Origin of the sequence: Sphingobacterium prati (assembly GCF_013167215.1) — a bacterium.
GTDB classification, from domain to species: Bacteria; Bacteroidota; Bacteroidia; order Sphingobacteriales; family Sphingobacteriaceae; genus Sphingobacterium; species Sphingobacterium prati.
The window spans coordinates 51,881-77,710 of sequence record NZ_JABJWY010000033.1; the positions used below are offsets into that span (position 1 = coordinate 51,881).

Here is a 25,830-nt window from a genome sequence, read left to right on the forward strand (position 1 = left end):
AGCGAAAATTATTATCTTTAATCGAATTTATCACAGCCAGGATAAACCAATACTATAGCTAATTTTAAGAAATGCAAGAAGAGCTTATTGAAAATGCCTTTTCTAAAGTCCGTGAATTTTACAGCAAACATGGCCGAACTCCAGTCCGCCGTGAAATGGAACAAGTCAATACCATAGCACGCCGCTATTTCGGTTCTTGGAACAATTTTATCAAAACGGCTGGGCTCAAACCCAATGTAAATAAAACAAAAGCTGAAGTGGAGACCGAGCTGTTCGCGCTCATAAAGGAGTTTTACCACACGCACGGACGCATTCCCATGCGCCGGGAATTTTCAGCAAAGTCAACCAGTATAAACAAGTATTTCGGATCGTGGAACAAGTTTATTGCCGCCGGAGGCTTTGAACCAAATGACCGCCGAATACCTTCCATTGGGAAGCTAAAAAATTCACTGGTTAAATTTTATATCAAACATGGACGGTCTCCCGCGATTTCAGATTGTATCAGCAAGAATGGCCTCTACAATCCACTATCCTATTACAGGCATTTTAATGTCAACAGCTGGGCTGATGTACTGGAACATGTGAAGTTAAAATCACATTTTCGGGTTACCACAATGACAGCATCTGAAGCTAAAGAAAAAGTGATCAAGCTGATCAAAAAGCATCGCATCAAATATTATAAAGATTACGAGCGGCTAAAGCCTGCCAATTACCCATCGAGCTGGTATCTCAAGGAAAAATTTGGCTGGAACAACCTCTGTTATCTTGCCGGCACGAAAATCCCCGTGACCAAATTCAGCATTAAAGATTATTACCTCAGTCTAGCAAGGGAACTCGGGAGAACACCGACGACGAAAGAACTGGAAGCCAAAATGGGTGTCACTTCCGGCGCTATGACCTGGAAAACCGGCCAGCGTTTAAATCATTTTATCCAATCTTTCGGCCAGACACCGGCCAATAGTACACCAGCGCGTTGCAAGCTCAGTAAAAAACAGCTGGCCGAAATCTATAAAGCCAAAAGTATCGAGCATGGTTATCCAAAAGGAATGCCCCGTGGTAAACTGAAACAACTTACCGGATACTCCAGGGAGGTATACGAATACCGCTTTTTCTCCATGAATGGCTTAAGGCTCTTCTGCGGGTTTCAATTGAATAAAAGAGGTAGTAAACAATATACTGAAGAACAATTACGTGAACTATTGAAAAAGCCAAAGCATGCCAAGAAACGGTAAAACGCCCACTCAGACTATACAACATTAACCGATTAAGCGCTATCTATCAGTATTTTATATAAAATGTTTTTAATTCAAAATAGTTAACAGAAATATATTATCTTTATATTAATATTTTCTTTACATTACTCAATAGTAGACCTATTTTATTAACATGCTATTTATGAAACAAATCCAAAAACACGAACTTTCGAAAGCGGTATCACAGCGTATTGATGAGATACTAAGCCTGACTAAACTTCCAATTCAGGAACTGTCCAATTTAACGGATATCAATCCCCGTTCATTAAATGGTTATCATTGGGGAACGCTCCCCATTAGCCTGGAGTCCGCGCTAAAAATTTGCGCGGCGCTATCACTTGACCTAAATACGTTCTGTGACTTTGACAAAAAGCTAAGTTTAAAAAAGCAACGATTTACGGTCAAAACTGCTGCAAAAAAGGAAAAAACCGAAAAACCATTGGATAAAAAAGCGGAGGCACTCCAACTCCAACAACGAGAAAAGAAGGAGAAGGATAGACAACTTCGCGACCAAATAATCACGCTTGTCCGCAGCAGCGATTATTTTCTATATCCCCGCACTCTGCCACAGATGGTCCTGGATTTTTCCAAAAATTATCAACTAAACGTAACCGAACAAAGGTTGCAAGCCATCCTGCAACGCTGCATAGCAGATGGGAGCATAAAAAGACAAACAACCCCATGGGATTATGGTATAGGTTACTATTTACCGAAACGCACTTGGGTCTATTTTAAAAATAAAAAAGATCTTGTAAATGATCCTAAGAAGATTTTTGGCTATGACTGGATCCGCAATAGCATCGTAGTATAGCAAACCATCGCGTGGAATAGCCCAATTTCCGTACTAAGGAGCCACTTTATGTGCATTTTTCTGAAACTCACTCGGTGTCATGCCAAATACTGCCTTGAAGCAAGTGGCAAAGTAGCGCGGATCCGTAAATCCGGTTTCATACGCGACTTCACTTACGGTGATCGACTTGTCCCGTTCCATCAATAAACAAGCATGTTTCAGCCTAATATTCTTGATAAACTCACTTGGGGAGATATTCAATAATACTTTTGTCTTTCTATACAAAGTGGACTTGGATAACCCAAGCAGGTCACCAAGCCGGAGTACATCAAATTGGTCATCGGCCAAATGTTGTTCAATGACGGTGACCATCTTCTGAATAAACTTTTCGTCCAGCGGCGTATAATCCAGCGCAGCAATATTGATCTGTGTATTGTTGTGAAAACTCAACTGTTTGCATCGCTTATTGATGATAAAGCTCTGGATCTTTGCTTCCAGCACCTTGATCTCAAAGGGTTTGCTGATGTAACCGTCCGCACCAGCCTGATAGCATTCGATACGATCTTCCAGACTACTTTTGGCGGTCAACAGCAGCACCGGAATATGATTATATTCGGCATTGGACTTGATGGCCCTGCACAAACTCAGCCCATCCATTTCGGGCATCATAATATCGCTGACGACGATGTCTATTTCCTCCTGCTGAATTTTTTCCAGCCCCTGTCTTCCATGTCCGGCCAGGTGCACATGATAGTTTCTGGAAAGGATATTGAACATGGTACTGCTCAGTTCTTCATTATCTTCTACAAGGAGCAGCCGAAGCTTGTTTTCTACTGTATCAGTATCTGGTATAACTGCATCTCCTTGCGCTGCTCCAAATGCGCTGTCCTGCAGGGAAGTGGAAAACGATCCATCGATAATCTGCATATCCTGATCGGCGTAGTAACTTCTGTTTACAGGTATGGCCACAGTAAACGTACTTCCCTGCTGCAGTATGCTTTCGACCGCAATATAACCATGATGAATATCGATGAGCTGCTTACTGACAGACAACCCTATCCCATTGCTTTCCACATGATTTGGGGACTTATTTGCATAAAAAGGGGTAAATATTTTTTCCAATTCTTCCGGGCGAATACCTTCGCCATTATCGCGCACAAAAATATAAAGAAAGTCATTACCTTTCTTCGGGGCAACATAATAAGACAGTGATACCGTTCCGCCGGGCATTGTATACTTAAATGCATTGGAAAGCAGGTTAAACAAGACTTTGTCCAATTTATCTTCATCATAGAAAACCGCAGCAGGGCATTCGCCATGCACAATTTCAAATTGTATATTTTTCTTTTTGGCAATGGGACTGAAATAAGCCCGCCCAAGCCGTTCCACAAAAGTGGGAAAATGAGCCTGACTGACCTGCAGTTTAATTGTATTGTGTTCTATTTTCCTGAAGTCGAGGATCTGCTGAAGCAGCCTCTTGAGACGGCTGAGGTTGAGCCGCATATTGTCAAACTGCGCCAGGTTATTTCTAGTCGTCATCTGTACATCATCCACCAGACAGGAGATAATCGTGAGCGGTGTCAGCAAATCATGGGATACATTGGTAAAATAGCTCAATTTGGACTGGGTCAGTTCGTCGGTTTTTTCTTTCTCTATCTGAGCGACTTTCAGGTCGCTACGCAGCCGGATGCGATTGAAGGAATAATTGATGAAAAAGAATAATACTGCTCCCACGATCAATGCATAACATACATAGGCAAGATTGCTCTCATAGAATGCTGGTATTTTTGTGATTTCAACAGCTGTAATGTCGTTGTTCCATTGATTATGGAGGTCGGTAGCTTTCACCAGAAAACGGTAACTTCCCTTACCCAAGTTATTATAGGTAGCAAATAAGCGGTCTCTGGGTGCCATGATCCAGTCCTTATCTACACCCTCCAGTTTGTACATATACCGGATCTTGTCGTGCTGTGTAAACGGCAGGGCCGAAAAGGATATCTCCAAATTTTGGTCTTCTGGCGCTAGGGTCAGCTGACGGAAATGCTGGTTAAACTTTTTACCCTTGGCTGCTAAAATCAACGACTTATTATTCACTTTGACATCTGCGATAAGTACCTTTTCTTTAAAGTTGCTGATCGTACTGTGATCGTCGACCCGTACCACACCATTATATCCACCAAAAAAAACAGCATGGCGTTTATCGTCAGCCGCAAACGCCCGTTTGGAGAACATGTTAACCTGTAGGCTATCAGAGGCCGAAAATTCAATAACATCTTTATTTAAAGGATTGATTTTATACAAATTACGCGTAGTCGAAAGCCAGGTATAATTGCGCAGGCAGACTATATCGAGTATTTGATTTTTACCGAAAAGGGCGGTGTTGGCAATTTCTTCGCCCATCTTGCTGGCGGTCCGATAGCATACCAGCCGGTTGCTTTTGGTGCCGATCCAAAGGTTTCCGTACCGATCGATGTCCATTGTTTCGATCTGGTCTGTCTTTAAGCCAGGTGTTTCCTTGCCAAGGTGTAGTGTTACCGACTGGCGCTCTTTATCGCGCAGGTAATATATTCCATTACTTTTTGTCGCTATCCAGATACCATGGTGATTGTCTTCGGCTATACTGATGGGTTCATCATGAATACTTGTCACCTGCTGGAGTCGTTCCATATGTGGCTTTTTACACAACAGCCCTTGGCTGGTGGCTACCCAAACGTATTGCGCGCTGTCTTTATAGAAAAACGAAGGTATCCCGCTGTGCGACAGTTGTTGCTGCAATTCAATTTTGTGCGACAATAGGATACCGTTTTGCGTGCGCTTAAATACGTTGATGGATGCTTCATAAGCGGAGCCTACCCACAACTGGTCTTGCACATCGATGGCCGCGGTCACTGCGCGTATCGAAATGAGATCCTTATAGGTGGAATTACTGTATGTGCTTAGGCCATTGCGGTCCAGCTGAAGACTTCCAAAGCCCAGACGTTCCAGGTTAAACCAGAGCGTTCCTTGCGGGTCATGATAAAGCATCTTGAGATTAGGTGTAATACTGTAGTTTTCTTTGATCTGGTTGAAGGCATAGCTTCTGATCAAAGGTCTGTCGAAATGCAGCAAGGACATCCCTTCCCCGCCAACAGCCAACCACAAGGTGCCGTTTCGATCGGCATAAATGTCGTTAAAGATATTCGTCGTATGATTGAAATAAGCCGATAGATCAACTTCCTCCAGGCGGTCACCGTTATACCGCAACGTCGAGATCCCCGAAAAGGACAATACCCATATATAATGACGGAGGGGATCCTGCATCACATTGTAAAACAAATCTTCCTTGTCAACCTGGCGCCGTTTATTCTTTATTTTGATTTCCTGATACGGATTGTTGGCTCGCTCGGGATGGAAGAGGTAGAGGCCGTCCCCCCAGGTACAGATCCATCGCTGTCCCCTGTCGTCCTGCATCAGCTTAAAAGGCGCATTACGTGCTCCAATCCGTGGGTAAGCTTTCAGCTTACGTTTGCCCGGAGCTAATTGAAATAGCCCCTGGTTCCAGACGCCAATCCAGATATTGCGTTCGTTATCTTCAAAAATCGTGTTGACCGTCAGCCCGCGCATATTTCGATCGAGGATCGTCCTGAGCTGATTATCTGACATCGGGTTGAGATTTTTATCATAGATAAATAACCCATCATCCGTGGCGATCCAAAGACGCTGGTGATGATCCACCAATAGGCTATGAATGCGCACCTGTTCCAACCGTCTGTCTTTGAGCGGGGTAATCATATAATCTCGCTTATCGAGGATATAGACACCTTCCTCGCCGCCTAATACCAGGTTGTGCCCATAAACGGCCATGGTCCGTATATTTTGGTCGGCGGCGGCTTTTCCCTCGGCATTTTTCAGCTTAAAGTTAAGAACATTATAAGCATCAAAACGGCTAAGCCCTTGAGTAGATGCAAACCAGATATAACCTTCTGCATCTTGTATGGTCTGATTAACGGTCAAGGATGGAAGTTCATAATTTTTAGCCATAGGGTTGAGGGCCATCTGCTGACCATAAGCCGATACAGCGGCAAAAATAGACAAGTAAAGTAAAATGAAAATTTGCGTTATACGTCCCATAGTCCCTCCGTTACCGCACTGGTTAAAATATTGGTTATCCTCCTGTTTAAAGATAAGGAATGTTTTGGATAGAATATATGTTTATTTTACATTTATACTTTCAGTTGTTCGCCATGCCAGTCAGTTCAGTTTATCGGTAACCGCGATACAGAATAACGCTTCTCGTTCATCAGGGACGGAAAAATGATCCGATTTTAGGTCATGAATAACCTTATTTTAAACATCGGCTGCCCACATAAAAAGTAGCTTTGTTTTTCTCGAAAAGAGATCACAGACATTTTTAAATCTAACAACATGCGTAGCTATTTTATTCTATGTTTATTCCTTATTGGGCAGCTGTCTTTCGCGCAGGACATCAAACAAAAGGCTGTACTTGACCAGCTCAATCTTGTCAATACGTACTGGCAGTCACAGCACAGGCCACAGGTATGGGCTTTCTGGGATCAGGCGGCCTATCATACCGGCAATATGGCCCTGTATCAGATCCAGCCGTCCAAAACCTATTTGAACTATACAGAAGATTGGGCCGAATTCAATTCCTGGAAAGGGGCAAAATCTAATGATAAGTCAAACTGGAAATATAGCTACGGTGAAACCGACGACCATGTCCTTTTCGGCGATTGGCAAATCTGTTTCCAGGTGTATATTGATCTTTACAATTTATCGCCCAAACCGCATAAGATCGCCCGTGCCAAGGAGGTCATGAATTATCAGATCCATACCGCCAATAACGATTATTGGTGGTGGGCGGATGGCCTGTATATGGTGATGCCCGTCATGACCAAAATGTTTAAGCTGACCAAAGACTCTTTATATCTGCACAAGTTATCCACTTATTTGTCCTACGCCGATAGCATCATGTATGACAAAACAGAAAAACTCTATTACCGTGATGCAAAATATGTGTATCCGAAACATAAAACCACATCGGGCAAAAAAGATTTTTGGGCCCGGGGCGATGGATGGGTATTTGCCGGGCTGGCCAAAGTGCTGCAGGAGCTGCCCCCCGACTCACCTCATTATGCCGATTACAAAACCCGGTTTGTAGAAATGGCCGCTGCCATCACCGCTTGCCAGCAGCCTGAGGGCTATTGGACCCGCAGTATGCTGGACCCCAATCATGCACCGGGACGGGAGACCAGCGGCACGGCATTCTTTACCTACGGCTTACTCTGGGGAATAAACCAGGGCCTACTGACTGCGCAGCCATATCATGATGCTGCGCTGCGTGGCTGGCAGTACCTCAGTGAGACGGCCGTACAGTCCGATGGACGGCTAGGCTATATACAGCCCATCGGTGAAAAAGCCATTCCGGGACAGGTTGTGGATGCCAGCTCCACAGCCCCCTTCGGCGTAGGCGCATACCTGCTGGCCGGAACAGAGATGTATCGTTATCTAGACCAAAAATAAACCCTAAAGGATGAAAAAGCGATTGTTCTACTTATGGTTATTCCTATTCCTGTGTAACACAGGATATACGCAAAACACGAAAAAACAAGCAGCTCAACTAACGGCAACCACGCGGGAATACTGGTTGCTGCAGATGGACCAATTGGTACGCCCTGTACTTCGGAGCCTGGCGCATGACAGCTTGCGCCTGACCATGCCCCAGACAACCGCACCGCAGGTGGATAATAAAGCACAACGGATCAAGGTGCAATATGTTGAAGTCCTGGGCCGTGTACTGGCCGGTATTGCCCCCTGGCTGGGGCAGGAAGATGGCTCAGCCGCTGAAATCAAGCTGCGCAGGCAGTATCGCGCCTGGACACTGGCAGGGTTAAAGAATGCCCTGGACAGCAATTCCCGTGATTTTATGCGCTTTGATGTTGGTGGACAGCAGCTGGTCGACGCCGCTTTTATCGCCTTGGCTTTTGTGCGCAGTCCCTGGCTTTGGGAGCACCTGGATGCCAACTCCAAAGAACGCCTGGTGGCCTCCATACGCAGCACCCGCCAGTTTCGCCCTGTCTTTTCCAACTGGCTGCTCTTTTCGGCCATGAATGAAGCTTTTCTGGCGAAATATGCCAGCGACTGGGATGTGATGCGCGTGGATTACGCGTTACAACAACTGGAACAATGGTACATCGGAGACGGTATGTATAAAGACGGCCCCCATTATGCCTTCGACTATTACAACAGCTACGTCATCCATCCTTTTCTCGCCGGCATCATGGACGTCATCCAGGACAAGACGAAAAGTTATGACGCCATGTTTGCCAAAATAAAGCTGCGCAACGAGCGCTATGCCATCATCCAAGAACGGTTAATCAATGCGGACGGAAGCTTCCCCCCTACTGGCCGCTCACTGATCTATCGCGCTGGCGCCTTTCATCATCTGGCCGACATGGCATTCAAAAAACGCCTACCAAAAGGGCTTACCGAAGGGCAGGTGCGGTCTGCACTATCTGCAGTATTGAAGAAAACAACGGAAAGTGCTGATACCTACCGCGACGGCTGGCTCAGCCTAGGGTTATATGGTGAACAGCCCGGCCTCACCGATTTTTACAATAATCAAGGAAGCCCCTACTTATGTAGTACGATATTTTTGCCCTTAGGCCTACCCGCCAACGACAGTTTTTGGACTGCCGGCCCACAGGACTGGAGCGCAAAGCGCATCTGGTCGGGTCAAGATTGGGCCAAGGACCATAGTGAGGCTATTCCATAACTAAAAAATTAGCAAAGCTATCCCTGCGCTGGACGAGAAACAATCCAACACATCGGGAATAAACACAATAGTATTTCAGGATCCAATGGACAAACCATCAGTATACTAAATTAGCGATGAACATACCCGCAATGATAACCCGAATTTTGATCTATGCCTGCTTTCTGCTTGGCGTACATCCGGCGGAAGCCCAACAACCGCAGGTCAAAACGCTATTCGTCGGGAATGGCTGGGCAAAAAACTCCGTGAATACTGCGGTATTCCGTAAAAACGCGTTGGTCAGCAATGACAAGTACCAATATATTGCATATTATGATGGCGAGGGCCACATGGTGCTGGGCAAGCGCTCATTATCCAGCAAGCATTGGGAAATCGTCCGGACAGCCTATCAAGGAAATGCCTCGGATGCCCACAATGTCATTAGCATCATGGTCGACAAGGCCGGCTATCTGCATGTCAGCTGGGATCAGCACAACAGCAAATTACGGTATGCCCGTACCCTGGCCCCCAACAGCTTGCTGCTTGGTCCAGAAAGGGCAATGACCGGCGACAACGAAACAGCAGTTACATACCCCGAATTCTTAAAATTGCCCAATGGTCAGTTGCTTTTTCTGTATCGCGACGGCGGATCAGGCAATGGCAACCTCGTCGTCAATAGTTATGATGTACAGCAGGATAAATGGAAGCGGCTGCACAATAACCTGATCGACGGTCAGGGAAAGCGGAATGCCTATTGGCAGAGCTGCGTAGACGACCGGGGGACCATCCACCTATCCTGGGTCTGGCGGGAGAGTCCCGATGTTGCCAGCAATCATGATATGGCCTATGCCTGTTCCAAAGATGGTGGACTGACCTGGCAAAACAGTGCCGGTGCAGACTATGCATTACCGATGAATGCAGCCACAGTAGAATATGCTGCCCATATCCCGCAAGGCCATGAATTGATCAACCAGACCTCCATGGCCGCCGACGAGCAAGGAAACCCCTACATAGCGACCTATTGGCGCGATGCCCACAGCCGCATTCCACAGTACAAGATTATCCATCTCCAGCAGGGAGCATGGCATACTCGATCATTTGATTTCAGGAAAACAGCATTTAGTCTAAATGGACATGGAACCAAAGAGATCCCCATTGCCCGCCCCCAATTGCTGGTATCGGGAAAAGGCGAACAACTGACCTTAACCTTGATCCTGAGAGATCAGGAACGCGGCTCGCGGCCCAGTATATTACAAGTAAAGGGACTAAATGACCTTACTGGAACACTTTATGACCTCAGTGAGACCAGCGTGGGATCCTGGGAGCCCAATTATGACAGCGAATTGTGGCGGCGGAAGCGCAAAATCGCCCTGTTTGTTCAGGTTACCCTGCAGAAGGACGGTGAGGGGCTCACGAGCAGTGCCCCCACGGCTGTAAACGTCATGGAGTGGACAGCAGATGAAACCAATAAGCTACAAAGAAGATGAAAAAACGCATACAATCGGCTATATGGGCCATCTTTCTGTCTATGCTGCTTGCCTTGCAGACCTCGGCTCAGGAGAAAAAGAAATCAGCTTTTGAGATCGTCAATCCGGATTTTAAGCAAAGCCCCTACACGGGGATGACGCGACAGCATTGGCTGGATGCGGCATCCTATCTGCTGGAAGGCGCGTTTTCGGTCGTTCAGGACCTCAACAGCCCTATGCAATTTGCCAAACAGCCAGGGCGGAGCTATCCGCGGGATGGCGTGCATACGGAGACCGAAAAACTGGAGGGGCTCTGCCGTACCCTTTTTGTCGCATTGCCACTGCTTAAGGAGGATCCCAACTATACAATCCGGGGTATTCGCGTCGGCGATTATTACCGGCATCAATTGCAACGCCTGCTCGACCCCAAAACAGACAGCTATATAGCCCCCTTAGCGGATAAGGGCGGACCTAGCCAAAAGCTTGTTGAGTTTGGTGGCCTGGCCGTGTCTCTTATCGCTGCCCCCGAAATCTTGTGGGATCCCCTACCGCAACCGGTAAAGGACAGCCTGGCACATACCATGCTGAGCTATGGACAAGGCCCCACCATCGAAATGAACTGGCGATTTTTCAATATCATGATCATGAGCTTCTTTAAGAGCCGTGGTTATGCCATATCCGAAAACTACCTCAAAGGCTTGCTCGAAAAAAGCCTTGGTGATTACAAAGGCGACGGCTGGTATAATGACAGTCCCTATTATGACTACTACAGCATGTGGGCCTTTCAGCTCTACGGTTCGCTTTGGGCCAAGTATTACGGTGCAACCATGTATCCTGAGTTTGCGGCACAATTTCGGTCCAATTTGCGCGATCTGGTAAAAAGTTATCCCTACCAATTCAGCAGGGACGGTGAAATGATCATGTGGGGACGCAGCATATCCTATCGGATGGGTGCAGCCGTACCTTTCGCTTTATTGGGTGAATTGGAAGATCCGAAGGTCAATTATGGCTGGATGCGGCGCATTGCCTCGGGCTGCCTGCTCCAATTTGTGCAACATCCGGATTTTCTCCAGGATGGCATACCCAGCTTGGGCTTTTACGGGGCATTTGATCCAGCAGTACAGGAGTACAGCTGCCGCGGCAGCGCCTATTGGTTGGGTAAATTTTTCCTTGGCTTGCTTATTTCTGATGACAGCAGTTTCTGGACCGCCTCGGAAAATCTGGGGGCATGGGAGAAAGAAATCCCTCAGAGTAAAGTATACAACACCTATGTCAGTGGCGCCGAACTCCTGATTACCGACTACGCAGGCATCGGTGCATCCGAGATCCGCTCCTGCAACAGCAGTAAGACAATTGGTTACTATCAAGGCACCGAGAATTACAACAAATTGGCTTACAACAGTGCTTTTCCCTGGCAGGCAGACGGAAAGAACGGCCTGGTGTCAATGAACTATGCTTTTGAAATCAAAACCGGTGAATGGGAATCCCTACGCCGTTACCAATTCAAAGGTTATAAGGCGCAGGTCTATAGCCGGACGGGTTGTCTCGCAGGGGATTCCACTGTGCAGATCGAGCTGCATGAAAAACCGTTGCCGCAGGGCATTTTGCGCTGCGACAGGTTGCACAGTAGCCGTCCGATTGCACTGCGTTTGGGACACTATGCACTCCCCAAATGGAATAATATACCGATCAAAACATCCGAACGTCGTTATAAAGGTCTAAAAGCAACTATCATAGATAATGGACAATACCAATTGGCCATGGTCCCTTTGTTGGGCTGGCAATACCTGGAAGATATCGCCTGCGAAGGGCTCCACCCTGCTGCTGCGGAAAGCACAGTCCTCAGCAGCTACCTGAACACTAGCCCGCTGTCCCAACCCTGGCTCGTCACGCTGCAGCTTTGGAAAAAATCCGGGGAACACTGGTCCAATGAAGAACTGTTTCCAACGGTAAAACAAAGCCATGGCAGCATTCAAGTGCTTTGGAAAGGAAAGGGAAAAAACCTATTTGACACCAATTTCAACTGAATTGACCCCTAATTAAACACGTTAATTTTCATTCTCGACGACCTTTGTATGAGGCTTTACACCACGTATAGCCCAAAGAATATTTACCAATCAATTATAAAATCTATTATGTTACAGCATTACTACAGCAAGTATGCCAGAAAAGGCCTTTTATTAAATAGTCTTTTTTTAATTGCCCTGTCCAGTTATGGACAGGAGTCTGGCCTGAAAGGTACTGTCCGGGATGGGGCCGGTAAAGGCATTGCCGGTGTCACCATCCGTGTAAAAGGCGGTACCGCAAGCGTACAGACCAACGCACAGGGCAGCTTTTCAATTCAGGCACCAACCGGCAGCACCCTGATTATCACATCGGTCGGCTATCAGGAGAAACAGCTGACTGTCGGAGCACAGAAAACGATTGACATTGCCTTGGTGCCAGCAGATAATGTACTGGAAGAGCTTGTCGTCGTTGGCTATGGCAGCCAAAAGCGTTCCGATATTACCGGTTCGGTCGCTTCGGTGCCCAAGGATCGTTTATCCAAAATTCCGGTCAACAATGTTATGCAGGCGATCCAGGGTGCGGTGTCGAATGTGACCGTATCGCAGGCATCATCCATTCCAGGCGATGCCCCCTCGGCACAAGTACGCGGCAAAAATTCGATCAATGCAAACTCTGAGCCCTACATCGTAGTCGATGGTATTCCGCTGACCCGCACAGATGGATCCATCAACGATATTAATCCCAACGATATTGAATCGGTAGAGGTCCTTAAAGATCCTTCTGCTGTAGCCATCTATGGGGTAAATGGTTCTAACGGCATTATCCTGATCACCACCAAGCGTGGTACTACGGGCAAACCATCCATCCGCTATAGCGGTTATGCCGGCGTGGAGCAGGCCACCCGTATCCCCGAACCCGTATCCGGCGAAGAATTGCTCAAGCGCTATGCCGAATACTCCCGTATTACCAATACCCCCCTATTCAGCGGCGGCCCCGTACGCAATGAATATGAGTACGACAATTACAAAAATGGCGTGACCACCGACTGGCTGGATGCCGTGATGCAGACGGGCGTGGTGCAGAACCATAATGTCAGCCTATCCGGGGGGAGTGAAAACGCCAAATATTTTGTATCGGGCGACTACCTGGACCAAAAAGGCGTGGTAAAAGGTTACAATTACAAACGCTATTCCTTCCGGACCAATACCGACTTTAAAGCCACCAGGTATCTGTCTGTCGGTACATCCTCCTTTATCGTGGCGCACAATAAAGACGGCGGTCGGGCCAATCTATTACAGGCATTGGCCATGAGCCCCTATGCACGCATGTACAACGCCGATGGCACGCTGACGCAATATCCGATGTATTCCGAGCAACTCTGGGCCAATCCATTGCTGCCAACGACATTGGATCCCCAGCGCCGGCAGTTCAATATTTCGTTGAACGGCTATGCTGAACTGAATTTTGGCGAGCTCTTTAAGCCGCTTGCCGGATTAAAATATAAACTAAACGCAGGATACTCCTATGTGCCAGTGCGGGAAAATGAATACCAAGGCGAATCGGTCTATAACTTTGCCGGACTGGGCCGCATTACCAACCGCGAGACCCAATCCTATACCGTAGAAAACATTTTGACCTATAGCAAAGATATCGACAAGCACCATTTCGATTTTACGGGTCTCTATGCCGCCAAAAGCAAGTACTGGCAAGAAGCCATTGCCACGGGGGAGGTCTTTCCGAACGATGCACTGGGATGGGGTAATCTGGGTGCTGCGAACACGCAAAAGGTCAGTTCACGCGCCGATCTGTACCGGACTATCTCCCAGATGGGGCGGCTCAATTATGGCTATGACAGCCGGTATATGCTGACCTTCACGGTACGTAGGGACGGTTCGTCCGTCTTCGGCCGCAACAATAAATATGGCGTTTTCCCATCCGCAGCTGCAGCCTGGAATATCCACAACGAATCGTTTATGGAAAATAGCAAAGATGTGGTCAGCAACCTGAAATGGCGTATCTCCTATGGACTATCCGGAAATGAAGCGATCAGTATCTATCAGACCCAATTTTTGATGAACTCCTACCCGATGGCGATGAACGGGCTATCCAATACTGCACTGCAAATCCGCACGCAGATGGGCAACGACGACCTACAATGGGAGAAAACCAAAGGTCTGAATACCGGTGTCGACTTCGGACTGTTGAACAACCGTATCTCAGGTAGTGTTGATGTGTATAAATCGAGTACATACGATATGCTGCTCAGACAGCTGCTACCCAAATTGACTGGATTTGTAGACGTATTCTCCAACATGGGCAAACTCGAAAATACCGGTATCGACCTGACACTCAATACCAAAAATATTGTAAAAGAAAACTTTAACTGGTCATCTACCTTGGTTTTCTCGCGCAATAAAAATAAAATCAAGGAAGTCTACGGCAATGGGCAGGAAGACTTGGGCAACCGCTGGTTTATCGGTCAGCCGGTAGGCGTTATTTACGATTATACGAAGGTCGGCATCTGGCAGGAAGACGAGATCGCTTCAGGCGCCAATAAGGGCTGGGATGATGCCGCACAAGCCGGAGACCTTAAACTCGCCGACCTGAACGGTGATGGAAAGATCAGTGATGCAGACCGCTCTGTATTGGGGCAGACGGCACCAAAATGGACTGCCGGGTTGACCAATACTTTTAGCTATAAAGATTTTACACTCAATATTTTTATCAATACGGTACAGGGCGCACTTCGCAACAATCCGCAGATCGGCGCGGCTTCGGACGAAATGGGCCGCCGGAGCACACCAGCAGCATTGGGCTATTGGACTCCAGAGAATAAAAGCAATGAATGGCGCTCCCTAGGCAACCACTCCAACGTGTATGGTTATGGCTTCCCTTCCAAAGCAAGCTTTACCCGCCTGAAAGATGTGACGCTGAGCTACAGCATGCCACAGCAACTGGCCAGTAAGCTGGGCGTCGGAGGGCTCACCGTGTATGCCAGCGGCCGCAACCTGTACACCTGGACCAATTGGCTAGGCTGGGATCCAGAAGCCCGCGACGTTACACGTGGATCAGAAAATGATGCGATCAATTACCCTATGGTACGTACCTATGTTTTAGGTGTTAACCTTAATTTTTAACGATTAAAGAAAAAGACGATGAAAAAATATACCATGATCTATTCGCTACTGGCGATGGCTACGCTAGGAGCCAGTTCCTGTGGCAAAGACTATCTGACCGAAAAACCCTATTCCAATTATGACGCCAATACAGTGGACCCTACGACAGTAGAAAATAGGCTATTGGGCCTACATTATAACTTTGGGCAATTGTGGGGCATGAGCAGCCGGCAGGGATTCCTTTCCTGCTGGCAGATCGGCACAGATATTACCAATGCGGGCTCTACGGAGGGCGTGGAAAATCCCTTCTACCAATATGCGGATTTAAATTCAGAAAATGGCGGCGTCAATTATCTATGGGAACGTTGTTATGCTTTTATCAATAATGCCAACCTCATCATCGATGGTGTCGGTGACAGCAATCCACAGGCCAGTGCCGAGGCGCGTTTTTTCCGTGCATACGCCTACAATATACTGGTCACCCTCTGGGGCGATGTCCCTTTGCTGACCAGCTCGATCAAAGTACCTACTTTTAACTATACGCGTACCGCTGTGGCTGAGGTCGACAAATTAATTGCAGCAGATTTAGCATATGCCGTTAAAGAGCTGCCTGATCAGGGCAAAGCTGCTGCCCCAAGCCGTATCAACAAAGATATGGCCCGACAGCTTGCGGCCGAAGCCTATTTACGGATGGGCATGCGTGATGCGGAGTACCTGACCCAGGCTGAGGCCATGGCCACCGCTATCATTGACGGAAGCAATTATAAATTGGTGGATACCCGCTATGGCAAGTATCTCGCCGAAGGCGGTGACTACTATCGGGACATGTTCCGGCAAGGCAATATGCGCCGAAACCAGGGGAATACCGAAGCGATCTGGATCTTTGAGGTCGAGTTTAACCGGTCTATCAATGGCGGTACGATCGACAATCCACAGCATCGCCGGGTATGGCAGCCCGCCTACCATAAATGGGATGGGATGGTGAATGCAGACTCCTTGGGCGGACGTGGCAATGGCCGGTTACGGCTGAGCAATTTTATGAAGTATACAGTCTGGAAAGGTCTCAATGGTGATATCCGGAACAGCAATTTTAATATACGACGAACCACAAACTACAATAGGCCCGGCTTTAGCAAAACCATCGGCGTTGACGCTGACGGATACCGCGTAGCGGAAGGTGCCGGTGTGAAGAATATTACGATAAAAACCGGAGATAAGGTCATCCCTTTCCGTAATGATAGTCTCGAAGTCTGGTATCCATTTCCAACGAAATGGGGTGGATACGATCCGATCGACGATTTTGGCTATGCACTCGTCAAGGACTGGCCGGTAATGCGGTTGGGCGAAACCTACCTGCTACGCGCCGAGGCACGATTGCGTAAGGGGAATGTAGCTGCTGCGGCTGATGACATCAACAAACTGCGGGACCGTTCGTTCAAATCTGCCCGTGCCGAATCCGGAAACAGCACATTAGGCCGCGTAAGCACAAGCGATTTATCCATTGACTTTATTCTGGATGAACGTGCCCGGGAACTGCTGTCGGAAGAAAACCGTCGAATGACCCTGGTACGCATGAATAAGCTGAAAGAGCGTATCTCACTAAATGGAGATGCCGGCCCCGCCAATAAGATTATCACAGGCTTCCAGGACCACAACGTCCTGTTGCCTATCCCATTAACGGAAATCCAGCTGAACAACAAAGAGGGCGAACCGTTGAAACAAAATCCCGGGTATAAATAGGTTGTAAAAATTAATTGGAGAAGAACCGATTGCAACAGGGGTAATAATTGCCTCTGTGTTCTAAACAGGAAAGGGCCTCTGCACAAACAGAAGCCCTTTTCCTTATCTGCGTTTAACGAGCCACTGTAATATTGGGCTCAGTAGAAAGCTCAGCAGTGTACCGACTACTGCGATGAGCGCCCAAAGCCGGACAAACTGGAAAAAAATAATTCTGATTTAAACGGGAATGACACCTTAGCTTCCAGCACAGGTAGCCGGAAAAAATAAACGCACGATTGTACCTTTGCCCAGCTCACTGGACAAGTTGATTGTCCCACCCATGCGTTCCATCAGCCGTTTGACCAAAGTCAGCCCTATTCCGGAGCCTGAAGCGGGCTCGGTGTTGCTACCGCGTTCATTTGCCAGAAAGACCTGGAGCAGTTCATCTTCTGGAATCCCGATCCCATTATCTTCGATAAAATAGACTGTCCCCTTATCAATTTTTTCACTATAAATTTTTAGAATTGCCTTTTCGGTTCTTTTTGCATATTTAACAGCATTTCCGATCAGATTCATAAAAATCTGATAAACGGCCCCCCGTTCTGCATACAATGCATGCAAATCGCCTAGCTCAAATGCGACAGCCTGATCCGGATAAATTAGTTTGACCTCATCAATACAATTTGCGATCTTCTTATCCATGGCGATGCATTCGGTCAGCGTACTGGCACTACGTATCCGGCCGAGTTGCAATGTCTGATTGATAATAGATTCTATATTCACTATAGCTGCGCGGATTGTATCGAACCACCTTTGGCTTATATTGACTTGTAGATCAATATTTCTACTCAAAAAATCACTACCCATTTTTAAGACCGCAAGCGGATTTTTTATATCGTGGGCAAGCGTATTTGCCAGCAAGTCCAGCTCATTGTTAAAGGAAAGTTGCTCCTCCTGTTGTTTTAAACGTGTGCGCGCGAGATAGTGCTCTGTCACATCACTCGCTGTATGAAGGATAGCGTAGGTATTTCCCGTTTCATCAACCAATGCTTTATATTCAAAATTAAAATACCGTAATGTTTTGGTTTCTTGGTCTATAATGTTCGCCGGCGTATCTGTTGCACGATAGGTAATCCCGGTTTTCCATACATTTTTTAAAATGGAAGAAAAGCCCTCCGCTTTGAAACCCGGGAAACAGGCACAAAAAGTACGCCCCAGGATTGAACTGTCTGCACACCACATCTCCAACATGGCCTGATTTGCGAAGGCAATATTTAGATCAGCACTGTCATAAATTGCCGTCGCATGCGGCGACTGCTGGAGAACGGACAACAAAAAACTTTCACGTACTTTCATTGATTCTTTAAGAAAAAAATAGTTGGAAATAGCTCCTGGTATTGTAAGAATTGAACTGTATCAATAACATAAATGATGCCAGTTTTTCATTAAACTTAAATTAGTTCTTCGGGGTTAATTCGTGCTATGCTATTCGTTGAGCGCGATCTTGGCAAGCTATTCTAATGAAAATAAAGTTGTTATGCAATGGACGTAGTGGGATGTTTTGGCTCAGCGAAAAGGGGGCACCACATGGGATTTTTAAGGAGGAAGCATGAGAGTGTAAAATATAGGTCACCTTCTGAAGAAAGTGACCTATATTGTCTGTTAATAACCTGGATTTTGTGTCAGGTTGCTATTACCCGCAATGGCTTTATTGGGTACTGGAAAACGATTTAGATGCGTAGCGTTGCTGGGCTTATGGTCCCACCATTCTTCCGTTATAAACGCTTTCCACCGGATCAGGTCTGTACGGCGACGCCCTTCACCGATAAATTCAATGCTCCACTCGTCCAAGATACGATATTTGTCGATGGATGCTGCAGTCACTGGATTTGGGTCTACGTTATTGGCAAAATTACGTTTACGCACTGCGTTAAACAGCTCAGCAGCTCGCTGCTTGTCCCCTAGCCTATAGTTACATTCTGCTAGGATATAGTAAATTTCTGCAAGGCGAATAGCCGGAAGATCTGCGCCCCATCGCAATTCATTATTGGCAAGATTCGGGATTGGCACCTTCACCAGCCGTATGCCCGTATTTTCTTCCCCCTCGGACATCTTGGAAGGGAGCTGATCGATTGAACTGTATTTTTTCTTCGGACCAACATCTGAAAAACGGGCTACCTGATCTACAAAATTCAGTGGTAAACCATTATATTCTTCGCCGCCGACAATGGTCTCGCCCTCAGGCGTCTTATGCGGGCCAACGATAAACATGCCATCGTATTGGTCTGTACCATGATAAACATAAGGTGCTTTGCGTAGATCACCCTTGTCAAACGTTTCAAAAGGAGCGCCTAATTTGAAGTCAGCCGTGTAGAGCGCACCATTGGGCTTGCGCGATGGCGTCAAGTGTGCACCATTATTTCCATCCATATCCTGATCAAAAAATTGACGGGTATTATAATGGTAGAAGTCCGCATAAAACCAGTTATACTCCAACTTTTTAAATTCAGAGGGCATGGACCAGATAATTTCGGGTGATAAATTATTTTTAAATCCGTGCACGCCATTCCATTTGCTGTCGAGTGCATAGTCACCATAGACCTTATCGATGATATCTTGTGCAATTTTACGGCTTTCCGCGTACATCGGTTTCCCGATATACGATTCCGCATTAAAGTAAAGCTGAGCGAGCATTGCCGCCGCTGCAGCTTTCCGTATTGCTCCTTCCTCTTTGTCGTCCGCTTTTTTTGCCGGCAGGTTTTCGATCGCAGCTTTGAGCAGCTTTTCGGTATGATCAAAGAGCTCTTGGTCACTATTGCGGGGTAACGACTCTTGTTCCAAGGATTCAAAGATGGGCATTCCCCCAAAATAGTCCAGTCCACGTAAATAAAAGAATGCGACTAATGCATCTAACTGGGCAAGATCCGCAGCCTTCCGTTCAGCCGTCAAGGCGAATTTGGTATAGTCCAGTTTGTCCAGGTCGCTTTTTGCATCGAGGGTCAATGCTATACCCATTAGCGTCCCCCGCCAGCTTTCCCAGATCCAATTGTCGTCTGGCGTCCAGCGGTGATAGTGAAAACGCTCATTTTCTCCGCCGTTGTACCAATGGCGGCCTTTGGTCGTCACGGCAAAATTATCTGCGGTATATTCCTGTAGGCGCCAACGGTCTTCACCTAAATACCACTTGGCATGTGTGAATGGCCTAAACAGCGCAGCTTTAATGTCTTTTTCACTTTTAAAAAAAGTATCCGGTGTGACCGAACTATAGAATTCCTGGTCTAATTTAGTGCAGCCTGACACCAGCAATGCCAGGCATATTGTTGCTATAGTGCTATATTTTTTCATGTTATTAACAGTTAAAAGTTTACTTGAAGTCCCATCATAAAAGTCCTTGTCTTAGGGTAGACATTGCGTTCCTCAAAGCCGGGTTCCAGTCCGTTGATATTCACTTCCGGATCCAGGCCACTGTAGTTGGTAAAAACAAAAAGATCGCGTGCCGTCGCATAAACCCGCATCGATTTAAGTGGTTTGATCCAATGTTGATTGAACCGGTAGCCTATATTGAGCGCATCGACTTTGAGGAACGTACCTTTTTCAAGCCAGTAGTCGCTCAGTTCTTTTTCACCTTTGATATTTTTATGCTTATCATAAGCTTCTTCTAGCACATTTTGGCCTGTCACATTGGGAAGACTGTAATACATATTGATCATATTAAAGACATCATGCCCGATCCAGCTACGCATATAGATGCTGGCATCCCAGTTTTTATAAGTAAACTGGTTATTCCAGGAGAGTTGAAGCGTGGGTATCGCATTACCCACAAAGGACTTATCTTCAAGGGTTTTACTACGATCTCTTACATCAAAAGCATTCCCATCTTTGTCGTAGAGTTTCCAATAGCCATCATCCGTGAACCCTGCAAATTTCCAGATGAAGAATTGCCCGATATCCTGACCGGGGTATAATCTAACAGCCGAGCCCGGGGAACCCGGCGCCGGAAAATTCTTAAGGTCGGTAAATGTCTGACTTCCCCACAGGGTATTGAGCCTACTTTTATTATGTGACCCTACAATGCTGGTCGTATAGCTAAAATTGTCATTTTCGACCGCCCTGAAATTAAGCTCAAACTCATACCCAGTATTCTGCATGCTGCCCACGTTCATTGTTGTTTTGTCGTGGATGGCAGGCGGCTGCGATACACTGATATCATAAATAAGGTCATCTATTTTTCGTTTGTAGACATCAAAACGGCCGCTCAATCGGTTATTCAGCACAGCAAAGTCCAGTCCGAGGTTGTATTCCTTTTTGACTTCCCATTTGATATCCGGATTTTGGTTGTGCATGACGCCATAGGTTTTGAACCATTTGCCATCCTGCAGAAACCAGGTGTCGGCACTGTACATCCGTGTAGCCACCTTGGCATCAAAACCTTCATTGCCCGTCTCACCATAGCCCGCACGTAGTTTAAGGTCATTGATAAACTGGATATCCTTTAGGAAAGGTTCCTGCGAGACACGCCATCCCGCAGATAGACCAGGGAAAAATCCCCATCTATTTTTAGGGGCAAATTTACTCGAACCTTCGTAACGTGCCGTGGCTGTCAGGATATAACGATCGAGATAGGAATAGTTAACACGGCCAAAGAAGGCGGCAAGTTTGACCCAGGGGTTTTTCCATGACCCCAATCCAGCACGTCCGTCAGAAAGATAAGTTCCGCTGTTCATATCATGTTCATTAATCCCGTCGACAGGAAAATTGGAGTTTTCCGCTGAAAATCCCTGTCCATTAAAGTCCTGATAACTATACCCCACGACAGCATTGAGGGAATGCCTGTCCCAACGGTTGGTATAGTTGGCCGTCCATTCAAACACACGGTCATTGAATCTGCTGTAATATTGTTTGGCAAATCCGTCCACGCTATTCTTTCTAGAGAGGCGATGCTGAGCAGATCGGTAATAGTTGCCGTGCTCCGTATTATTTTTTATGCCAATCGTCGCACTCGTGGTCAGGTGATCGGTCAGATTCAGCTTTAATGTCGTGTTGGCCAATAGATATTTAAACTGCTTCTGATCCGATCGCAATCGTGCCTCCGCAACAGGGTTCCAAATATCATAACCATCTTCAATCACATTATATCCACTGACATCATTCGCGTCATAAGGCGTTTCGGTCGGATTCATCACCAATGCCATATTGAAGATATCGTTGTTGTTAAAGATATCGCCGTTGGCACCAAAGGCTTTCACCTCATTGTAGCTTACATTGGTATTTAATTCGGCAAAACCATCAAAAAATTTGAAGGCACTGTTGATACGTCCACCGATCTCATCCCTTTTGGACGTGATGGCCATACCGTTGGCATTTCTTTTGGTAAATGTCGTATAGACATTAGCATTCTCCGAACCACCACTGATATTAACCACCTGCCGATGGCTAAATGGATTGTTGTTGGTCACTTCGTCATACCAATCTGTCCGGTGCCCCAGATCTTTGCCCAGGCCATATTCCACAAATTTCTCCGCAGAAAGTACTTCCGGCCGTTTTCGGATGCTTTCGATAAAATATTCAGACGTAAAATTGACTTGGGCCTTACCTACCTGAGGACGTTTTGTCGTGATCAGGATGACCCCACCCGAAGCCCTTGTACCATAGATTGCTGCTGCCGAAGCGTCGCGTAGTACGTTGATCGATTCAATATCCTCTTTAGCGACCGAATTAATATCGCCGCCAGGCACACCATCAATAACGACCAAAGGGCCCTGTGAAGCATTGACCGAATTGACACCGCGCAATTGCAAGGATACACCAGCATTGGGATCCGTACCATTTGTAGAGACGACGCTAAGACCTGGAACTTTACCCTGAATGGCAAGCAGCGGTGAGACCGCTCCGGATACCATGTCCTTTTGCTTGATACTGGTCACAACACTGGTTACTTCCCGCTTCTCTAGCGAGCCATAACCGACCACAACAGCCTCTTCCAGGTTTTGCGTATCTGATATAACCTGTATTGACATTGTGGTCCCCCCACTGTAGACAACTTCTTTGCTGACGAACCCGATCATACGAACGACAAGAACATCGTTTTTCTTAACATTTGGTAGACTAAAACTGCCGTTGGCATCCGTAGATGTGCTGGTAGGGCTACCTTTGACGGATACCGTGGCGCCAACGACGGGGCTGCCCTGCTCGTCCTTGACCGTACCTTTTAGGCTGGGCTGTGCTTCCTGCGCATAAAGCGTAGTCGGCATAGCCAAAGTGGCTCCAGCAGCGAGACTGCTACTGAATAGCAATAATTTAGTAGCCACTTTAAAACTGTTGATTTTAAAATTCATGAGCTAAATGTTTATTAAGGGATATTGATTGTATATAAAGGCGTACTAAAAGAGTACCTGAAGAGACGCTGTCAATTGCCTATGGCGCCAAAAAAAATTGAAATAGTTATTTTCCCGATACTGCATATAATTGGTGTGATTGATCCGGGTAAAATTAAAATATTCTATCACTTTAAATTAACACTGAGACAATTTGATGATATTTTGAGACGGATTGGAATCTAATTAAACAGCATATGACAACCTAGGGCGCTTATGTAAATTGGATGTGACATGCCCGTTCGCCACGCGCATTTCATACTAATCCGGATATAAAAACCGTTTAATAGGTAGTGAATTAATTTGTAAACTTACTTTATACGATTGAATACATCTATTTTCGGGAATACACCACTACATCGATGCGACTATCTTTCAAGCAAATACCAGTGTCAAATCTCTATTAAAAAGGAATATTTTAATCCAAATCAAACAGCAAAAGATCGAGCGGCCTGGTATATGGTAAAAGATGCAATTGCCAAAAAGCTAATAAAACCCGATGATATCCTCGTCGAAGCAAGCAGTGGCAATACCGGGATTGGAATTGCCTATCTGGCGAAACAATTAGGGTACAGGTCTTGTATATTCGTCACACAAAATTGTTCCAAAGAAAAGCTCAGGAGTTTGGAAAACTTGGGCGCAAAGATTGTACACTGCGACAATTCCAATGGTCTGCTGGATAAAAATTCCACACAATATCGGGCATGGTCATTCGCGCAAATGAACCGTAACAGCTACTATACCGATCAGTATAACAATCCTGAAAACAGCCGTGCGCACTATGAAACAACAGGGCCAGAAATATGGCAGCAGACATCCGGAAAGATAACACACTTTTTTGCGGGGCTCGGCACTACCGGTACGGTATCAGGAATTGGGAAATATTTAAAAGAAAAAGATAATGGCATTAAAGTATTGGGGATTGAACCAAAGGGTTCCATTCTCGCTCCATATAAAGCAACAGGCAAAGTACCCACATCAGACACCGTAATGGAGAAAATCGAAGGAATAGGGCGCAAATTTGTACCCGGTATTTTTGATACCATGGCTGTAGACCAGATTCTTCAAGTCGAACGTAGCCCTACGGTGCAAACAGCTTTAGCCTATTATCAGCATACAGGAATGCTAACCGGTTTTTCCAGTGCAGCAATCCTGGCAGGATTGGAAGATTATTGTAGGAACAACACCGTTGACATGCGCGATCATATTGTGCTATTATTTGCTGATTATGGCGATCGTTATCTGCATAGTTTATACCATTCATTGACTACTAAAAACAGCGTGTATGACTAAGGATTTTCATGATTTCGCTATTCCATTGGCCTGGCCGGATGTCACTGCCTATGGAGACGAAAAATGGATGAGTTTTTTAAAACGTTGCGGACTGGTAAAGAACCTGAACTTCAAAGTAGGTCATGCAGCCATCTTACTGGTGTCACAGCGTACAGGAGAGGTCTCATACTATGATTTTGGCCGTTATGTCTGTCCACGTGGTTTTGGCCGTGCCCGTTCAAAAGATTTTGATCCCAGGCTAACCATCCAGACATCGGCTATCTTTGACCCTTCGTATTCCACCATCACCAATATCAAGGAAATATTACGGGATTTGACAACTATTGAACATGTTACACATGGCGGTGGACGCTTATTATTTTCCATCGTACCCGATGTGGATCATGAGCTAGCCACGGCGTATGCAAAAGAGCTCTGTAGCATGGGACCGATCCCCTACGGCGCACTAGCTGCCGGAAACAACAGCTGTTCCCGCTTTGTCGCCCAGATGCTCAAAGCCGGCATGCAGTCAACAGATAGACGTATAAGAAAGATATGCATTCCTGAGACCATCATTCCCAGTCCAACAAGTAATATCGTCAATACCCATCAAAATAAACAGATATACTGTTATGAAGACGGACAGTTAACAAGTTGGAACATGGACCGCACACAATCTTTAACGTTCCAATGGCGTTTACTTAAAGAGAATTTAAACAGCAGATCGGCTTCAACATTAGGATGTGACCTGACCAAAGGCCACTTGGAGATGCCTTTAAGACCGTCCAATGTCCCAATAGACGCACAATGGTTGGGTGGAATAGGCGAAGGCATGTGGTTTCATCTTGCAGCCTGTACCGTACAAGATGCTCAGTACATCATGTCCAGCTATAGCTATACTGGAGAAAATATAAACCAAGTTTGGACATCATGTCCCCAGCAACGATTTATTATCAACGCCCCTTTTGAGGTCTTAACGCAGATGGACGGCACATATTTCACCTTACTACAGGATAATCAAAAATTCCTGTTCAAGAAAATCGCACACACACATTTAAACCAATCAGCAAAAGCAATTTAAC

Annotated in this window: 14 protein-coding genes; 10 read left to right on the forward strand and 4 right to left on the reverse strand. The window is 46.3% G+C overall.

Going from position 1 to position 25,830, the window contains the following annotated elements:
• The first annotated feature begins 71 nt into the window (after positions 1 to 71).
• On the forward strand, positions 72 to 1,232 hold the full coding sequence (locus HPC41_RS09870) for a homing endonuclease associated repeat-containing protein (protein WP_172393856.1): 1,161 nt from the start codon (positions 72 to 74) through the stop codon (positions 1,230 to 1,232).
• A gap of 163 nt (positions 1,233 to 1,395) precedes the next feature.
• Positions 1,396 to 2,064 carry a hypothetical protein gene (locus HPC41_RS09875; RefSeq protein ID WP_172393857.1) on the forward strand — a complete coding sequence of 223 codons (669 nt, stop codon included), beginning with the start codon at positions 1,396 to 1,398 and terminating at the stop codon, positions 2,062 to 2,064.
• 33 nt (positions 2,065 to 2,097) lie between these two features.
• On the opposite strand, the gene HPC41_RS09880 is transcribed toward HPC41_RS09875, so the two are convergent.
• A complete protein-coding gene (locus HPC41_RS09880) occupies positions 2,098 to 6,153 on the reverse strand; it encodes a hybrid sensor histidine kinase/response regulator transcription factor (RefSeq protein WP_172393858.1) in 4,056 nt (1,351 codons plus the stop codon).
• A 294-nt stretch (positions 6,154 to 6,447) separates the two neighbouring features.
• Here HPC41_RS09880 and HPC41_RS09885 point away from each other — a divergent pair, with 294 nt between their 5' ends.
• From HPC41_RS09885 to HPC41_RS09910, 6 genes are all read left to right on the forward strand, one after another.
• The gene (locus tag HPC41_RS09885) at positions 6,448 to 7,563 is read left to right on the forward strand and encodes a glycoside hydrolase family 88/105 protein (RefSeq protein WP_172393859.1); all 1,116 of its coding nucleotides are present in this window, start codon (positions 6,448 to 6,450) and stop codon (positions 7,561 to 7,563) included.
• 10 nt (positions 7,564 to 7,573) lie between these two features.
• The gene (locus HPC41_RS09890) at positions 7,574 to 8,815 is read left to right on the forward strand and encodes a DUF2264 domain-containing protein (protein WP_172393860.1); all 1,242 of its coding nucleotides are present in this window, start codon (positions 7,574 to 7,576) and stop codon (positions 8,813 to 8,815) included.
• Positions 8,816 to 8,946: 131 nt separating this feature from the next.
• The gene (locus tag HPC41_RS09895; protein WP_172393861.1) at positions 8,947 to 10,281 is read left to right on the forward strand and encodes a BNR repeat-containing protein; all 1,335 of its coding nucleotides are present in this window, start codon (positions 8,947 to 8,949) and stop codon (positions 10,279 to 10,281) included.
• Positions 10,278 to 12,287: a DUF2264 domain-containing protein gene (locus tag HPC41_RS09900; RefSeq protein ID WP_172393862.1), complete on the forward strand. Its 2,010-nt coding sequence runs from the start codon at positions 10,278 to 10,280 to the stop codon at positions 12,285 to 12,287. Before HPC41_RS09895 ends, HPC41_RS09900 begins: the two co-directional genes overlap by 4 nt.
• Positions 12,288 to 12,395: 108 nt before the next feature.
• The gene (locus HPC41_RS09905; RefSeq protein ID WP_172393863.1) at positions 12,396 to 15,404 is read left to right on the forward strand and encodes a SusC/RagA family TonB-linked outer membrane protein; all 3,009 of its coding nucleotides are present in this window, start codon (positions 12,396 to 12,398) and stop codon (positions 15,402 to 15,404) included.
• Positions 15,405 to 15,422: 18 nt separating this feature from the next.
• Complete coding sequence (locus tag HPC41_RS09910; protein ID WP_172393864.1) at positions 15,423 to 17,123, forward strand: RagB/SusD family nutrient uptake outer membrane protein; 1,701 nt, start codon at positions 15,423 to 15,425, stop codon at positions 17,121 to 17,123.
• A gap of 234 nt (positions 17,124 to 17,357) precedes the next feature.
• Here HPC41_RS09910 and HPC41_RS09915 read toward each other — a convergent pair whose 3' ends face one another.
• The 3 genes from HPC41_RS09915 to HPC41_RS09925 all read right to left on the reverse strand — a co-directional run bounded on the left by HPC41_RS09915 (position 17,358) and on the right by HPC41_RS09925 (position 23,437).
• Positions 17,358 to 18,458 (reverse strand): PAS domain-containing sensor histidine kinase, encoded by a 1,101-nt coding sequence (locus HPC41_RS09915; protein ID WP_172393865.1) that lies wholly within the window; start codon positions 18,456 to 18,458, stop codon positions 17,358 to 17,360.
• Positions 18,459 to 18,764: 306 nt separating this feature from the next.
• On the reverse strand, positions 18,765 to 20,447 hold the full coding sequence (locus HPC41_RS09920) for a RagB/SusD family nutrient uptake outer membrane protein (protein ID WP_172393866.1): 1,683 nt from the start codon (positions 20,445 to 20,447) through the stop codon (positions 18,765 to 18,767).
• Between the two features lie 11 nt (positions 20,448 to 20,458).
• The gene (locus HPC41_RS09925) at positions 20,459 to 23,437 is read right to left on the reverse strand and encodes a SusC/RagA family TonB-linked outer membrane protein (RefSeq protein ID WP_172393867.1); all 2,979 of its coding nucleotides are present in this window, start codon (positions 23,435 to 23,437) and stop codon (positions 20,459 to 20,461) included.
• Positions 23,438 to 23,800: 363 nt separating this feature from the next.
• On the opposite strand from HPC41_RS09925, the gene HPC41_RS09930 reads away from it, so the two are divergent.
• Both HPC41_RS09930 and HPC41_RS09935 read left to right on the forward strand, forming a co-directional pair.
• Complete coding sequence (locus HPC41_RS09930) at positions 23,801 to 24,769, forward strand: PLP-dependent cysteine synthase family protein (protein WP_172393868.1); 969 nt, start codon at positions 23,801 to 23,803, stop codon at positions 24,767 to 24,769.
• A complete protein-coding gene (locus tag HPC41_RS09935; protein WP_172393869.1) occupies positions 24,762 to 25,829 on the forward strand; it encodes a DUF6695 family protein in 1,068 nt (355 codons plus the stop codon). Before HPC41_RS09930 ends, HPC41_RS09935 begins: the two co-directional genes overlap by 8 nt.
• Position 25,830 lies beyond the last annotated feature (1 nt).